This is a genomic window from Microcoleus sp. Z1_A1 (assembly GCF_036700305.1).
GTDB lineage: Bacteria > Cyanobacteriota > Cyanobacteriia > Cyanobacteriales > Microcoleaceae > Microcoleus.
This window is the reverse complement of the sequence record NZ_JAUBOR010000001.1, coordinates 155,235-171,154: the sequence shown is the minus strand read 5'-3', so window position 1 is coordinate 171,154 and position 15,920 is coordinate 155,235. Positions and strand designations below refer to the sequence as shown.

11 protein-coding genes are annotated in these 15,920 nt (G+C 43.2%); 4 read left to right on the top strand and 7 right to left on the bottom strand.

The annotated features are described in order from the left end of the window. The 4 genes from QT973_RS00750 to QT973_RS00735 all read right to left on the bottom strand — a co-directional run bounded on the left by QT973_RS00750 (window position 1) and on the right by QT973_RS00735 (window position 5,002). Window positions 1-2,661, bottom strand: coding sequence for a DNA polymerase III subunit alpha (locus QT973_RS00750; protein WP_333207652.1), 2,661 nt, complete (start codon window positions 2,659-2,661; stop codon window positions 1-3). Window positions 2,662-2,757: 96 nt separating this feature from the next. Continuing rightward, the gene (locus QT973_RS00745; protein ID WP_333233606.1) at window positions 2,758-4,053 is read right to left on the bottom strand and encodes a transposase; all 1,296 of its coding nucleotides are present in this window, start codon (window positions 4,051-4,053) and stop codon (window positions 2,758-2,760) included. A gap of 201 nt (window positions 4,054-4,254) precedes the next feature. After that, on the bottom strand, window positions 4,255-4,674 hold the full coding sequence (locus tag QT973_RS00740) for a lysozyme inhibitor LprI family protein (RefSeq protein ID WP_333207654.1): 420 nt from the start codon (window positions 4,672-4,674) through the stop codon (window positions 4,255-4,257). A 16-nt stretch (window positions 4,675-4,690) separates the two neighbouring features. Beyond that, window positions 4,691-5,002 carry a DUF2499 domain-containing protein gene (locus QT973_RS00735; protein WP_333154630.1) on the bottom strand — a complete coding sequence of 104 codons (312 nt, stop codon included), beginning with the start codon at window positions 5,000-5,002 and terminating at the stop codon, window positions 4,691-4,693. Between the two features lie 410 nt (window positions 5,003-5,412). Here QT973_RS00735 and csaB point away from each other — a divergent pair, with 410 nt between their 5' ends. The 3 genes from csaB (at window position 5,413) to trmB (ending at window position 7,985) form a co-directional block, all read left to right on the top strand. Next, window positions 5,413-6,459, top strand: coding sequence for a polysaccharide pyruvyl transferase CsaB (gene csaB, locus QT973_RS00730; RefSeq protein ID WP_333057177.1), 1,047 nt, complete (start codon window positions 5,413-5,415; stop codon window positions 6,457-6,459). A 13-nt stretch (window positions 6,460-6,472) separates the two neighbouring features. Further along, window positions 6,473-7,204, top strand: a complete 732-nt coding sequence (locus QT973_RS00725) for a Uma2 family endonuclease (protein ID WP_333207655.1) — start codon at window positions 6,473-6,475, stop codon at window positions 7,202-7,204. 148 nt (window positions 7,205-7,352) lie between these two features. Then, window positions 7,353-7,985, top strand: a complete 633-nt coding sequence (trmB, locus tag QT973_RS00720; protein ID WP_333337943.1) for a tRNA (guanosine(46)-N7)-methyltransferase TrmB — start codon at window positions 7,353-7,355, stop codon at window positions 7,983-7,985. A 329-nt stretch (window positions 7,986-8,314) separates the two neighbouring features. Here trmB and QT973_RS00715 read toward each other — a convergent pair whose 3' ends face one another. Then, a complete protein-coding gene (locus QT973_RS00715; RefSeq protein WP_333233609.1) occupies window positions 8,315-9,829 on the bottom strand; it encodes a phospholipid carrier-dependent glycosyltransferase in 1,515 nt (504 codons plus the stop codon). 295 nt (window positions 9,830-10,124) lie between these two features. Here QT973_RS00715 and QT973_RS00710 point away from each other — a divergent pair, with 295 nt between their 5' ends. After that, entirely contained in the window at window positions 10,125-13,487 is a 3,363-nt protein-coding gene (locus QT973_RS00710; RefSeq protein WP_333390305.1) for a CHAT domain-containing protein, read from the top strand. A gap of 121 nt (window positions 13,488-13,608) precedes the next feature. On the opposite strand, the gene QT973_RS00705 is transcribed toward QT973_RS00710, so the two are convergent. Both QT973_RS00705 and QT973_RS00700 read right to left on the bottom strand, forming a co-directional pair. Then, the gene (locus tag QT973_RS00705) at window positions 13,609-15,018 is read right to left on the bottom strand and encodes a site-specific DNA-methyltransferase (RefSeq protein WP_333057183.1); all 1,410 of its coding nucleotides are present in this window, start codon (window positions 15,016-15,018) and stop codon (window positions 13,609-13,611) included. After that, window positions 15,003-15,884 carry a hypothetical protein gene (locus tag QT973_RS00700; protein ID WP_333057205.1) on the bottom strand — a complete coding sequence of 294 codons (882 nt, stop codon included), beginning with the start codon at window positions 15,882-15,884 and terminating at the stop codon, window positions 15,003-15,005. Before QT973_RS00700 ends, QT973_RS00705 begins: the two co-directional genes overlap by 16 nt. Between the last annotated feature and the right edge of the window lie 36 nt (window positions 15,885-15,920).

Sequence of the window (15,920 nt, the reverse complement as noted above, 5' to 3'; positions counted from 1 at the left end):
TTATATATCTGAGCTAGAGTTTATTTGTTTTAAGTCTAATCCTTGTTCAAAGATTTCGTCAATGGGCAGCATTTGACCGCCAACAGTCATAAACTTGTGATCTTTTGTGGCGCGAATTATCGAGCCATCTTCCAGACAATACTCAAAGACCTCCTGCTGCCCCCGGCGATGCCACTGTGAAATTGACTGTGTATAAATATAACCGTTGCTATCAACACTATAAACAGTACATTCAATTTTTTCCTCAACGATTTTGCCAATAGCCATGGGCCCATATTCCACCGTCAATATCTTCGTGTCATAGCTCAAACAATATTCCGCGAATTGTAGCATCTGGGCGAACAACTTTTCAGCAATTCTTTGACTTACTCCATTCTTAGTTGCCCCATCGATAAATGTTTCTTTTTGCTTCTGCATTTCATCAGCTTTCTTCTTACCCATTGCGCGCCGCAGCAAGTCAGCTTGACCCAAAGAATAGCCCGCCAAATCTTGAGCCATCCGCATAATTTGCTCTTGAAAGCAAAGCGTTCCGTAAGTCTCTTTTAAAATCGGTTCTAATAGCGGATGATCGTACTCAACGGTTTTACCGTGCTTGCAGTCAATAAACTGAGGAATCAAACCTGCATCCAGCGGCCCAGGTCGGTAAAGTGCCAAAATAGAAGAAATATCATCAAGACAGGAAGGTTTGAGTTTTTTCACTACATCCAGCATTCCAGAGGATTCTAACTGAAAAATACCTTCTAAATCTCCTCTTTCTAAAAGTCTATAGGTTTTATCTACATCATCTGGTAACTTTTTGATTCTGCCAAAAGTCTCTTGAGCTCTGCGCTCAATATCAGAAGGTAGCATTTCTGGATCGACAATTAGATTTTGGGTTTGTTTAATATAATCAACAGTTTTCTGGAGCGTTGTTAAATTTTTTAAGCCCAAAAAGTCCATTTTCAGCAGCCCCAAAAATTCCAAATCTTCCATGAAATATTGGGTAATCACAGCACCCTCATTATTTTTTTGCAGCGGTACAAGTTCATCCAATGGCTCTGAAGAAATTACCACACCTGCTGCGTGAACGCCATAGGTTTTGTTGGTTCCTTCAATGCGAATTGCCATGTCAATCCACTGACGGACTGGGACTTCAGTACCAGTTTCTGCATTTATGCAAATTGTATTTTCATAGTTGTCTTTAAATTCCTGTGCAGGTGTGTCATTGGAAATCATCACTTTAAGTTTTTCCGGTTTTCCCCTGGACACGGGAATTAATTTAGCCATTTCGTCGGCTTTTTTGTAAGGAATACCTAACACTCTGGCAACATCTTTCAAGACAGCTTTTGATGTCATTCTGTTGAAAGTAATAATTTGCGCTACGCGCTCGCTACCATATTTTTCCGTAACGTATTTAATCATGTCGTCCCGCCTTTCTATGCAGAAATCGCTATCAATGTCTGGCATAGATTTCCGTTCGGGATTGAGAAATCGCTCGAATAGTAGTCCGTGGTGTACGGGGTCTATATTGGTGATTTTGAGGACGTAGGCAACTAGAGAACCTGCGGCAGAACCGCGTCCTGGCCCTACTGGAATATCGTTGTCTCTAGCATATTTTATGTAGTCCCAAACTACTAAAAAGTATTCCGAAAATCCCATCTGCTGAAGCATTTTCAGTTCGTATTCTAGTCTTTGTTTGTAGACTGGGGGGATTTCATTTCTGGTGCGGGCTTTGAGGCGTTCTAAGAGTCCCAGCCAGGATATTTCTTCTACATAAGTATCGGCTGTATGTTCGGGGGGAATTGGAATTGTGGGAATTCGAGCTTCTCCTGTGAGCTCGTATCTCGATACTTTATTTGCGACTTCTAGGGTATTTGCGATCGCCTCTTTGATTGTTTCATCATCCAAATGGTCTCGAAACAGTTGCGCCATCTCCTCTGCGGACTTAAGGTATTCAGTACCGCTGTAGCGCATCCGCTTGTCTTCTTCAATCAGTTTGTTGGTGTTAATGCACAGCAAAGCATCGTGTGCTTCTACGTCGTTGCAGGAAATATAGTGAGAATCATTGGTGGCAATTATTTTAATTTTGAGTTCGCGGGCAATTTTGACGATTTCAACATTAACAATCCGGTCTTCCGGGGAACCGTGGTCTTGAATTTCTATATAGTAATCTTCTCCAAATACTTCTTTATACCATGTGGCTACTTCACGGGCAGTATCTAGCTTGTTTTGCAGAATCATTTGGGGAACTTCGCCGCCCAAACAAGCACTGGTAACAATTAAACCTTCGGAGTATTGTTTTAGCAGTTCCTTGTTGATGCAGGGGCGGGCAAAAATACCTCTTTCTGGCATTCCCTTTAAGTGGGAAATTGTGGTTAGTTTGACTAGGTTTTTATAACCTTGGGTATTTTTAGCTAAAACAACTTGATGGTATTTTCTTCTACCTCGAACTTTTACTTCAATGTCGCCGTTGACGACGTACATTTCATTGCCAATAATCGGCTTGATATTTTTATTTCGGCAAACTTTGATGAGCTCGATCGCCCCGTACATCACCCCGTGATCTGTAAGGGCGATCGCGGGCATCCCCAATTCCACCGCCCGTTCTGCGAGCTGCTGTAGCTGAGACGCCCCATCTAGTAAGCTATAATCGCTGTGAATGTGCAAACCAACGAAGGACATAGCGATTTTGGATTTTAGATTTTAGATTTTAGATTGTACACCATCCGGATAGAGAAAGATCAATTGACACTCCCCGGTCTGAAGACACGGGGATTCTTAAGGACAAACTTTGGGGGATGAACCCACCCAAAGTTTGATTCTTAAAGGGTTTGTCAGCAACCCACTACCCACTCGCTCAACAATTGAGTCTATGGCTACATTTGATTTTCGGATGATATTGGCAGCACCATTTACATCTGCATTCAGTATTAATCCGCTCGCCGAACGGTACAAACCTCTTTTGATTCTTTTACCTGATGGTTGCCAATTGTCAGGTTTTTCACCAACTTTAACTGGCAGAAAATCTCGGTCTAAGAAGCTGGCTTTTGAAGTGTAAGATTCATCCTGTTCTACAAATCTCCATCCTAGAGAATCGCATTCTTGTTGTAATCTTTCTTTGACTTTAGCTGTCGGTATTTGGACAAAGTTCTGATTGGTTTTTCCTCCCATATTGACCTCTTGCTTCTGTCCTTTATTCCAACCAAAGGCTATGACATTAATTTGGTAACTTTCGCAATAATCTATGATAGTTCTGACAGCTTTATTAACCGCATCTCTCATTCTTCTGGCGCGATTTTCCGATAACTGTTGCAGTTTTTTTGACGAGAATCCTTGAGGTAGCTTATGTCGGGAATGTTCTGATTGAACTCTGGCTTTTTGTTTGTTAAACTCTTGGTTCCAAGATTTCAGCTTATGACCATCAATAATAAATGGCTTACCATTGCTAGAAACACAAGTTAGCCAGTTGTTGATACCATGATCTATGCCCAGAATCCCTGTTACTTCGAGACTACAGCTAGGAGCTTGCTTGGTAAGAGATTCATGGACGTATTCAATCCAGACCTTACCATTTCTAGGGATTAACCTGAGTTCTTTAATCTGGCAACCCTTAAGCCTTTCTGGTAGTGGAATCCAGAGAGCATCTGTCCCGAAGTGTTCTTTCCCTTGCTTTCCTAGAGGGAGTCTTACCCTATTGCCGACTATTTTTAAGGCTTGTCCCGGATAGGAAACTTGGTACATACCGCCTTTGGTTCTGTACTTAGGCAATCTGGGTTTTTGATTGATTTCCCCTTTTTTGACTAACCTTTCTAAGGCTCGGAAAGAGCTGAAAGATTCAGCAACAGATTTAAGGGATTGTTGCGCGACTTGCGAGTAAAGTAAGCTGTAATTCTCGTTAGTTTTAGCAATCCTGTACAAGTCGGGATATTTAACCGCACTTTTGTCTTTAAAGTATCGTTGCCGACTTTCGTAAGTCCCGACATTAAACAGATTGTTTGACCATCTCAGCAGTTGCTCTACAATGGATTTGTCGAATCCCTTTAAATGCCAGATATCTTTTTGTACTGCATACATTTGACTTTCACCTCCCTTGATTAATTTTACTGCATTTGGTAGTTGGGAAATTGGTAGGCAGGATAAATCCTGCGATGCCCTTTCATCCCTGGACTAAAGTCACAGGGTTTTCAGGGAGTTTTTTATAAAAAAATTTGGGACTCAATCGTTGTTCTCTCGTAGGGTGGGTATCGATTGCATTACTAAATAGCGATCGCACTGTTACAAACTTGCTTGTTTCAAATAACGATCCAAGTCTTTAACCCGTTCTTGTGTCACCCTCGCTCTGCAATAACCGTAGGTAGAAGCAGCCAAAGTTCCACCTTCAAACTGCCCCATTTCATAATTGCAAGATTCATCTCTAAACTTGAGCCAACTACGCTGTGCTACTATCAATCTTTGCTTTTGTTTGCTGTTGAGTTTCGGCTGAAGTTGCTGATATACTTGATTGAGTTTTCTGTCTGCTGCCTGAAACTCTTGACTGGAACACGCATTCTGCTCCTGTGTAGTTTGAGGACTTTTGCAGTTAGGCTGTTGGGCAAGTTGCCAGGAAGTGTTGCTGGCTTTGCTGGGAAGCAAAAATCCGGCTGTCAACAACAGCGAACTCGCGGCTAATTTGACCCAAATAGTGATTTTTTTCAAAATATTTACCTCTTTTTCAATCTTTAATTTTTTCTGGTTGAGCCGATCGCCAAATCCACCAAGCCGCCGCCCACAAAGTAAAATTGCCGAATAGAGTCATCGCCGCTTGCAGGGTAACAATCCATTCTAGGGCTGGGGAGTTGTCAAAATAGTGCCATGTACAGGCACACATAGCGCTGACGAGAGCGGGCAGCATTCCGGCGGAAAGGGCCCACCAAGCTCGGTTTTGAGTGACTTCGCCGTAAGTCCAAATTAACCAGATGGCGGCAATCCACTCGACGACGCTAGAGACGTGAATAATCCAGGTGGGAATTGACAAAGCGTGCATTTTTTGTATGGTGAACGAAGATGAAAGATTTATCGATCGGGACTTAGGCAACTGTCATATAAAGTATGATGAGTCAGTCGATTTTAGATTTTAGATTTTAGATTTTAGATTTACTCCACAGATGAATCTTGGAGCTTGAGCTTTAGTCTAAAATTTTAGGAGCATCCACGACTTAAGTCGGGACTTGTACCTGTTTTTGGGCCCGTCATACAATTTTAGATTAGCGATTCGAGATTTTATTAGATTTGCGATTTGAGCTGACTGATGACGTAAAGCCTTGAAGTTTGCTGACAGTAACATTTTTTTGGGTATTAGTATTATCAAATTTCAAATCTCAAAAAAATCTAAAATCCAAAATCTAAAATCTAAAATAGTTACATTCCCCATTACCAACAAAGAAAAGAGTAGAAATGCGAGCAATTTTGTGCGGCTATTACGGTAAAGGCAACGGCGGCGACGAGGCGCTGTTGGCATCGCTACTGCAAATGTTACCTGATGGCGTGACGCCGATCGTCCTGTCTGGCAATCCTGTCGAGACAAATCAGCGGTACGGGGTAGCTGCGCGCGATCGCATGAATGCCTTTCAAGTTATCGAAGCACTCCGCACCTCCGACGCCCTAATCTGGGGCGGCGGTAGTTTAATCCAAGACGCTACTAGCATGGTGAGCCCTTTCTATTATGGGGGTTTGATGGGATTAGCGCAGCAGATGGGCTTAAAAACTGTTGCTTGGGCCCAGGGAATTGGGCCTTTGAAGCGCGAAATGACTCGCAAGTTATCTCAGCGCTGTTTTGCTGGATGCACCGCCGTCAGCGTGCGGGATAAAGGTTCAGCTACTTTACTTGCAGATTGGCAAATTCCCTTTACTTTAGCGCCCGATCCCGTGTGGGCTTTGGAGAATTCTCCCGTGTCGGGTTTGTGGGATTTACCTGCACCCAGAGTTGCTGTTTGTTTGCGTTCTCACTCTACACTAACTCCCGCCCGTTTGTCAATCTTAACTCAAGCTTTAGTTGACTTTCAAAAAGCAACTCGCACCTTAATTTTGCTGCTGCCTTTTCAAGCGTCTCACGACTTAGAAATTGCCCAACATTTGCACGAAGCCCTGCCCAAAAGGAGCTGCATTCTCAGTTTAGACGATCCGAGAAAGTTGAAAGGAGTGTTCCGGGGTGTCGAAATGGCGATCGGGATGCGCTACCACAGTTTAATTATGGCCGCATCCGAAGAATGCCGCTGTTTTGCTCTCAGCTACGATCCCAAAGTCAGCCAGTTAATGGAAGAGCTAGAAATGCCGGGATACTTATTATCAGAATTGCCAGACGATCCTTATTTAATCAGCAAAACCTGGATCGAACATTATGCTAACGGCGACGCCTTATCGCCAGACAGGATAAAATTTATAGTAGAGCGATCGCTCTTTCATCGCGAAGTATTGCGAGCCGCGCTCCAGCAGTCTACGTAAGAGGTAAAATACCGTGACAGCCAGTACAGCCGACTTAAAAATTACCTGGGAAAAATTGCCAGACGACTTCATTTTAGACGAGGAACCTGTGGAAAATATCGACCAGCCCTTGCTCGCTGCTACCTTGCGCGAAATCCTAGAAATCGCAGGGCTAATTTTAACAGGAATATTAGTTGCCCCAAACATGGGAATTTGCGCTACATTAAACGGCAAGCTAGTTATTAAAGATCCAGATTGGTTTTATGCCCGCAACGTTCAGTCGCTTTCCAGTCAAGAAATTCGCCGTAGTTACACTCCCAACTTAGAAGGAGAAGTCCCGGCGATCGTGATGGAATTTTTGTCAGCTAGTCCCAACGATGAATATTCTAGTAAACAAACTTATCCCCCCGGCAAATGGTATTTTTACGAGCAAATATTGCGCGTTCCAGTCTATGCACTTTTTGAACCAGCCGCCGGAGTGTTAGAAGTCTACCATTTGGATTCATCAGGAAAGTATGAAGTACAACCACCCGATGCTTTCGGCCGTTATTGGATTTCAGGAGTTGGGTTATTTCTGGGTGTTTGGCAGGGAACAAAAGCCGAAAGAACGGGATATTGGTTGCGGTGGTGGGATGATAGCGGAGAGATGTTATTGTGGGGAGTAGAGATGGTAGAAAGGGAACGGCAGGAAAAAGCAAATGTTCAACAGCAAGCCGATCGACTAGCCGCCCAATTAAGAGCAGCAGGCATTGAACCAGAAGCCTAATGCAATAATGAGCAATTAAAATTTTCCGCGGAAAAATTTTAATTGCTCATTAATTAAAAAGTATTGAACAACATCGCAAACATCAATATTTATCGGCGTTAATCAGCCTTCATCAGCGGTTAAAAATTACATTCAGGAGACAGCAAAATTGGCAAGAGTAAGAGTGCGGGAACACGTCAATCCCCTATCAATTAGATATCAAGCATCTGCAAGTCCCCCGGATTGGACTAAAATCTATGCGGACTTAAATTTACCGCTGCATTTAGATATCGGCTGCGGCAGAGGACGGTTTTTGTGGCACATGGCGCAAGTACAAACTGACTGGAATTTTCTAGGATTAGAAATTCGGGAACCTCTGGTAGAAGAGGCGAATCTTTGGCGGGACGAAAAAGCCTTGACAAATTTGCACTATTTGTTTTGCAATGCGAATAGTTCCCTGAAGCCGATTTTAGAAACTTTACCCGCAGGTACTTTGCAGCGAGTTAGCATTCAGTTTCCCGATCCCTGGTTCAAGAAAAAGCACCACAAACGGCGGGTGGTACAGCAGGAATTAGTCAACGAATTGGCAATTTATCTGGCAATTGGCGGTGAAGTTTTTATCCAGTCAGATATTGAGGAAGTAGAAAGCGAAATGTGCGATCGCTTTTCATCTCACCCCAGTTTTAAACGTCAAAATGGCGACAACTGGCTAGCAGAAAATCCCCTGCCTGTTCCTACTGAAAGAGAAATTGCTACTCTGAAACGGGGCGAACCAGTTTATCGAGCACTGTATCAAAAATAATGCTCGCTTTTCCCAACTCACCTTTGTCATAAATGTTATAACTTACATCTTGCACCTTGGTTAGGAACAGGCAAGATGCCTGTTCCACAAAACTTAATTTTCTTGTGGAACTTTATTTAGGAACAGGCAAGATGCCTGTTCCACAAAACTTAATTTTCTTGTGGAACGGGCATCTTGCACCTTGGTTAGGAACAGGCAAGATGCCTGTTCCACAAAACTTAATTTTCTTGTGGAACTTTATTTAGGAACAGGCAAGATGCCTGTTCCACAAAACTTAATTTTCTTGTGGAACGGGCATCTTGCCCGTTAATAAAAAAATTATTTCTAGCTTAAACCCAAGATGGCAGCCACATCCTAATTTTCCATTCCATTTGCGACAAAGGCAGTCCCAAATAGATAGGCATCCAGAAAATAAAAGCACCCAAAACCAGAAAAATAATTGTTACCCCCATCCCTCGGAGTCGAGTTTGAGGGCTGTGCAGCCACCTGTCAACCCACCAAGCAAGTGCTAAGGCTGAAAACACAGAACAGCCCATATAATGGTACAAAAATATGCAGCGAGTCACCTTCACCCAAGGCAGCAAATTAGCGGCCCAATTAACTATTAAATATAACGCCAGCCACATTTCAGCAGTCGGCGGAAACAAAATCGGCCGCTGCTGTTCTATGGTGTCAACAGAAGCCTCGCTGCGCGTTTGCAGCCACACCAAAATCCGGTGAACTAAAACTCCTATTACTAGCACTAAAGCTAAGGTTGACAGCCACCAAAGGAAGGGATTTCCCATTGCGTGAACGTCAAAAATTACCTCAGTTGCACCTTCAGGTAAAGGCGGCAAAACCGGATCTGGTTGGGCATTGTTGCTAGCTTTTTTGAAGAAGTAAACTATCGGGCGCAGCATCAACGGCCAACCGTACCACGCGGAACAGTAAGGATGTACATCTGGGCCGCTTTTAATCCGCTGGTGATAAGTCAAAATTTCCGTTTGCATCTGCCAGAAATTGGGAGTTGGATTAAAGTGCAGGTGAGGAATCCAGGATATGCTATAAACTAAAATAGGAATAATAGCTAGACTAAACCATACTTCTATAAAACTGAGTTGAGTCAGTTTTTGTACGGGACTTTCGGGAGGAATTAGAGCCGAATTAACCTCGCGAACCTGTTCTTCATCTTCTTTGTTTCCCTGAATAAAACGAACTGCCCAAGCGCACAGCAACATCAGATAAGTACCGAAAAGAAACCACAATCCGTTCCATTTGATAGCCGCAGATGCGCCGAAACCTATCCCGGCTAGCACCAGCCAAAACCAGCGCTTCTTACCTTCAGCTTCTACTGATTTTAAAATAAATAACTGGCCTAATATTCCAAACAAAACTAGATAAATGTTGTTCAGCGCGTAGCGAGATTCAACTAAAAACAAACCGTCGCAGGCGATAAATAAAGCAGCCAGAAAAGCAAAGGTGCGGCGCCCAACGAGCTGATAAGCTAGGGCTCCGACAACTAGGGGAATAAAGGAACCTGTGAGAGCATTCAGCCAGCGGTAATCCCAAGGAGAAAGCAGGGAGCCAGCCATACTGTTGACGGCGGTTTTGCCGAAGGGAAGGTGAGTGCCGATCCAAATGCCGATCGCAATTATGTACTGGCTCAGAGGCGGGTGAGCGTTGAAAAAAGGAGTTTTTGTGAGATAATTGTTGGCAAATTTAGCGTAATAAACTTCGTCAAATACTAAGGTGTTAAATCGCTCTAGTTCCCAAAAGCGGAGAGTTAAGGAAAATAGAAAAATGCCTAGCATTGCTAGGGAAAAAATAACATTCGATTTGTTAAATTGTGTTTTCTTGATTTTCATAAAACAGCAGCAAATAATAGATCCTAAATTTGAGGGCGATCGCTAATTTAAAATTCCTGAATATAGAGTAACCTAAAATAGGACTTGTGCAGAAACCGAATTTTTGATGAGAAACCGGGTTGTTTGGAAACACCCGGCTTCTAATAATGCTTGGAGAGTGCAGCGAGAAGCAGTAACGACTATTGTTTCACCAAATGCTCCCGATCTAATTGGCCAGCCGGAAGGAAAAGCGCGGATCACAAGGTGCGATAGATTATGATAGCAGCTAATCATGTCTTTTTTTGAGCGAGTGCTTATGAATCCCATACTTTCGATTTGGGGGCGTTGGGGGTTAGCTGTAGGTGCGACTATCTTGATGGGATCTGCCGCCGCGCCAAATCCCCAGACATTTGAAAGTTTTGCTGATTTTTGTAGCAACAAAGAGAATTTGACCCCTGAAGCCAGACATACGGTGGAGGTGTTGCTATCAAAAGCAAAAACACAAGAGTGCGATCGCGCTCAAAAAACACTGACTAATCTCACAGAACTTTCCCTGATTCGCAATCAAATAGTCGATATCAAACCATTATCAAAATTCACCAATCTGAGAAAGCTCAACCTCAGTAGAAATCAAATAACAGATGTGCAACCCTTATCGGGACTGACTAATCTGAGATATCTCGTCCTCAATTTAAATCAAATCTCAGACGTGAAACCATTATCGGGGCTGACTAATCTGACAGAGCTTTTCCTCGAAGCCAATCAAATCGTCGATGTAAAACCTTTAGCTGGATTGACTAATCTAACAGGGCTGTCCCTCGCATCTAATCAAATTGTAGATGTGACACCTTTATCGAAAATGACTGAGTTAAACTTTCTTTATTTAAGTGGCAATAAAATCGCAGATGTGAAACCATTATCGGGATTGACAAATCTGATATTGCTTTTCATCGAATCCAATCAAATCGCAGATATCAAACCTTTAGCGGGATTGACAAATCTGACCGCCCTACACATCAGTAGAAATCAAATCGCAGATGCCCAACCTTTAGCGGGATTGGTATATCTGACCACCCTCGATGTCAGTAGAAATCAAATCCCGGATGGGGAAGCCGATCGATTAATTCAGAAAAACAAACAACTATTAAATCAAAAAACAGATGAAGCCGATCAATTGATTCAGGAAGCTAGGCGATTATTCGCTCAAGAAACAGCAGCATCTTATCAGGAAGCCTTGCAAAAGTTTGATGCAGCGCGTTCGCTTTATCAAATGCTTAGAAATAGGGAGAAGGAAGCTTACACGCTGCATCAAATGGGCTTCATTACTAATAGATTAGGAGACAGACAGCAAGCCCTGAACTACTACAATCAAGCCCTTGCTTGGAATCGGACTTTAGCCGATCGCCCTAAACAAGCCGTCATCCTCAACAATATCGGCGCCGTCTACTATGCTTTGGGAGAGAAACAGCAAGCCATCGACTACTATAACCAAGTCCTTTCCCTAATTCGGGAAATGGGCGATCGCCCTGAAGCAAGTATCAACCTCAGCAACATCTCGAACCTACCCGCAAACAGCGACACATCTTTGGGCGATCGCACTGCAGAAGCCACCACACTCAACAACATCGGCTTAGCCTACAACGATTTAGGAGAAAAACAGAAAGCAAAAGAGTATTTCAACCAAGCCCTTCCCTTATTCCGCGCTATGGGCGATCGGGCTAAGGAAGCCACTATCCTCAACAATATTGGCTTAGTCTATTCAGATTTGGGAGAAAAACAAACAGCCCTCGACTACTACAAACAAGCCCTCGATTTGAGACAAAAAGCGAGAGATCCGCGTGGAGAAGCCCACACCCTCAACAATGCAGGTAATACTTACTCAGAATTGGGAAAACAGCAGAAAGCAGAAGAATATTTCAACCAAGCCCTGCCGCTGTTTCGCGCTGTGGGCGATCGTCCTGGGGAAGCCCTCACCCTCTACAATAGGGCTATTCTCAAAGGCGATCGAGGCAATTTAATCGCAGCCCTCACTGACATTGAAACCTCCATCAAAATCATCGAAAACCTCCGCACCAAAATTACCAACCACGAGCTCCGCATCTCATACTTTGCCACCGTACAACACTATTACCAGTTATACATTGACCTGTTAATGGAACTGCACAAAACCAATCCCAACTCTGGTTACGATCGCAAAGCCTTAGAAGCCAGCGAAAGTTCCCGTGCCCGCAGCCTTCTCGAACTTCTTCAAGAAGCAAACGCCGATATTCGCCAAGGTGTAGCCCCGGAATTATTGCAGCAAGAACGCAATTTACAACAGCAACTCGATGCCTTAGAAACACGCCGAATCGAAACTCTAAGCCGCCCCAATCATACCCCCGCAGAAAAAGTAGAATTAGACCAAAAACGGCAAACTTTACTAGGACAATATCAGGACATTCAAGCCCAAATCCGCTCCACCAGTCCCCGGTACGCCACCCTCACCCAACCGCAACCTCTAACGCTGGCACAGATTCAACAACAAATCCTCGATGACAATACCATTTTACTCCAGTATTCTTTAGGGAAACATCGTAGCTATCTCTGGGCTGTGACTAAAACCAGTATCACCAGTTATGAATTGCCCAAACAGGTTGACATCGAAAAAGTCGCCCGCAATTTCCGCAATGCTGTGACTAACCCGCGCTACCGAAACATTCCCGATCGAGTTGCTGAAGCTAACAACACGCTTAGTCAAATTATTTTACAGCCAGTAGCAGCACAACTCGCTCAAAAGCGCCTGCTGATTGTTGGCGATGGCATTCTCAATTACCTCCCCTTTGCCGCCCTCTCACTCCCCGGAAAATCCGGTGAAAATGGGAATTCGCCTTTAATTGTAGACCATGAAATTGTGCTGCTGCCTTCTGCTTCCACCTTGGGAATCTTAAGACAAAACTACAATGACAGACAACCCCCAACTCGGACTTTAGCAATGCTCGCCGATCCAGTTTTTAGCGGTGACGATGAACGAGTCAGAACCCAGTCTAATAGCGCCAATCCCCAAGCAATAGAATCAGTAAATCTCGGTTTAAGCCGCTCTAGCCGCGCCAATAACATACAGTTGAGCCGTTTACAATTCACTCGCCAAGAAGCTCAAATCATTCAAGCGTTAGTTCCGGCCAATTCTCGCACCGCATCTTTGGATTTTGCAGCCAGCCGCGCCGCAGCAACCAGTCAGAACTTAAGCCAATATAAAATCATTCATTTTGCCACTCACGGTTTAGCGAATAGCACTAACCCGGAACTATCGGGAATCATCTTGTCACTGGTAGATGAAAAGGGGAATCCCTTAAACGGATTTCTGCGACTTACTGATATTTTCAATCTCAAATTAGCAGCAGATTTAGTAGTGTTAAGTGCCTGTCAAACCGGATTAGGGCAGAACATTCAAGGCGAGGGCATGGTAGGATTGACACGGGGATTTATGTATGCAGGGGCTCAGCGAGTTGTGGTGAGTTTGTGGAATGTGGATGATGAAGGAACAGCTACATTAATGTCGAGTTTCTATCAGGGAATGCTGCAAAAAGGGTTAAGGCCAGCGGCAGCATTGAGGGCGGCACAACTGGAAATGTGGAAGCAGGAAGAGTGGCGTTCTCCTTATTATTGGGCGGCTTTTACTATTCAGGGGGAATGGCGATAAATTTTATGAAAAACAGCTAGGATATCAAGTCAGGTTAATAGTTGATAAATCTTATATGGTAATAGTCGAGCCAATTTTTGCGATGTGGCGGAATGCTTTTTGTGAGTTTTATTGTCCGCTGCTACTGCCATTCTCTCCATTGCCTCACAATATCTTCTAGTTCCCCAGCAAACGAATCAGTTGCATAAAGATCAAAGTTATTAATCATCTCGCTTTTTTCTAAGGGAGACTCAGCTTGAAATATAGATTCATCTAAGTTAAAAAGCGATAATTGGCGAGACTCGTCATCCGATGGATTCTGGTGTAGCGATGTTTGCTGGCTGACAAAATCGCCCATTCGTTCGCAACCCTTAGCAAAACGGCGCAAAGTAGTTGCGATCGCCTCAGAACTATTATCAATTCCTATCCATCTCCTCCCAAACTCCGAAGCCACACTCAAAGTCGTACCAGAACCAGCAAAGCAATCGAGCACTAAATCATCAGGATTTGATGAAGCTCGAATAATTCGACTAAGTAAATCGCGGTTTTTCTCAGTTGGATAACCTGTAATTTTAATATTCTGATTGTGAGCATCGCGAAACTCTAGCCAAATATCTTGTACGGGAATCCCGCTACTGCTATCCAAATATATCTTGCGACGGGGATTTCCTGTTGCAGACCAATATATTTCCCCTCTAGCATCCATTTCATCTAGTGTTTGAGGTGGAAATTGCCAATGCTTTCCCGGTGGCGGATTCATCCCTCGCCAAGACTTTCCAGTTTCGCCATTTCGCACTCCAGGCGCATGAATCGGAACCTTTTTATATCGCCGTCCAGTTTCCTTTTCAATGTATTCATATTCTTTGTTGGCGCGCTTATCTGTCCATTCTTCAACAGGACGATTCCAGACATAAGTATCTGATTTACTATAAAACAGGATAAAATCTGAAACATTGCCGTAAGTCTTTTTTGTGTAGTTCTTTGGATTACATTTTTTGCGAGTAATCCAATTTCTAAAATTGCGTTGACCAAAAATTTCATCCATAATCACCTTGATATAAAATGCCATTTTATCATCAAGATGGACATATATTGAGCCGTCATCAGCTAATAACTCTCTCAATAGTATCAACCTCTGACGAATAAATTCAATATAGCTGTTACCTGCTAATAAGTCAGAATAAGCATCAGTCTGAGATCGCGATTTAAATATAGTTTTCGTTGCAAAAGGCGGATCTATGTAAATTAATTTTACTTTACCTTGAACAGAGTTATCTTGAAGTAAATTTGCTAAAATGGGCAAGTTATCACCATAGTATATACGGTTTTCATCCAGCCCACTTGGCTGTTCATTGTTAGCCCACAATTTTACACATTTAGCTTTCTTAGTGCCTAAAACTTCACTAGCAGGCTGTTTTCCCGGATATAAAAAACACGCATCCAAGCTATTGTTTAATTTACTTTCATTAAGATTGGATGTAGCTTGATCTTTCGATTGTTTTTTTGAAATACCAGTAGCCATTCTCACTCCTATTTTTAATAACGCAGCCATTCCACTGTAATTCGGTCTGGAACCATACGCAGTGTCAATACCATAATCTGATCTGGCCAACTATTTTCAATATCTGCGTAGTCATCCCACATTGAACCGAGTAAAAGACCAGGCCCATCATTCAAAAAAATTACCTTAGTTCTTAAATTGTGATTTTGTGCGTAACTGAGGATTTCATCAGCACAGCTACGATAACCGCCTGTTCGATCGTCTTCTTGTGCACCACCTCTATCTGAATCATATCGTGCTAATCCTATTGCCAGCAATTCATTTTCATTAATATCGTAGATTGCAAAATCAACTGGGCGTTTCGGGTTGGAATAGTTTGCGAAGACATTTCCCATCAGGATATCTTTTCCGGCTCGCTCTGGCCCTCGGATTGCCAAGTATGGAAAATGTAAGCGGAATAAGGAAAAAAACCTTTCAGTTAGGTCGTATCCTTTGTTGCCACGACTTTTGTATTCCCACAACAAAGCGGACATTGCCTCGTCAGGAATAGGACGAGTCATGTATGCAGCTTGAACTTCTTGAACAGACCTAAAACGAGATCCAAACTGATTGCAAATATCCGCTGTCTTTTTTTTCCTTCTGAGCATTTCAACTGGAATCTCAGGGCTAACATACTTGCGAAACACCCTGAGAAGTTGAACTCGCATCCATGTGCTAGGAACCTCAGAAATCTGTATAAATAGGCGCACTGATGATTCAGAAGTCCTGAGTAATTGCCCAAACATTACTAAAACTGGTTCGTAAAGTTGGCAAGCCTCTTGTAAGATATCTGGATAGTATTCTCCTGTCATCAAAGTTATCCAGTTGTGTCCATCTGCTTTGTAGTCTACAAAAGAGTTGCGTCTTCCCGATATCATATTACTCACCCTTCATCTCACAATTAACTCCTTCAT

Coding starts and splice junctions, on each gene's coding strand:
- QT973_RS00700 (WP_333057205.1), bottom strand. CDS start 15,884: ATGATATCGGGAAGACGCAACTCTTTTGTAGACTACAAAGCAGATGGA.
- QT973_RS00745 (WP_333233606.1), bottom strand. CDS start 4,053: ATGTATGCAGTACAAAAAGATATCTGGCATTTAAAGGGATTCGACAAA.
- QT973_RS00705 (WP_333057183.1), bottom strand. CDS start 15,018: ATGGCTGCGTTATTAAAAATAGGAGTGAGAATGGCTACTGGTATTTCA.
- csaB (WP_333057177.1), top strand. CDS start 5,413: ATGCGAGCAATTTTGTGCGGCTATTACGGTAAAGGCAACGGCGGCGAC.
- QT973_RS00715 (WP_333233609.1), bottom strand. CDS start 9,829: ATGAAAATCAAGAAAACACAATTTAACAAATCGAATGTTATTTTTTCC.
- QT973_RS00710 (WP_333390305.1), top strand. CDS start 10,125: ATGAATCCCATACTTTCGATTTGGGGGCGTTGGGGGTTAGCTGTAGGT.
- QT973_RS00735 (WP_333154630.1), bottom strand. CDS start 5,002: ATGCACGCTTTGTCAATTCCCACCTGGATTATTCACGTCTCTAGCGTC.
- QT973_RS00750 (WP_333207652.1), bottom strand. CDS start 2,661: ATGTCCTTCGTTGGTTTGCACATTCACAGCGATTATAGCTTACTAGAT.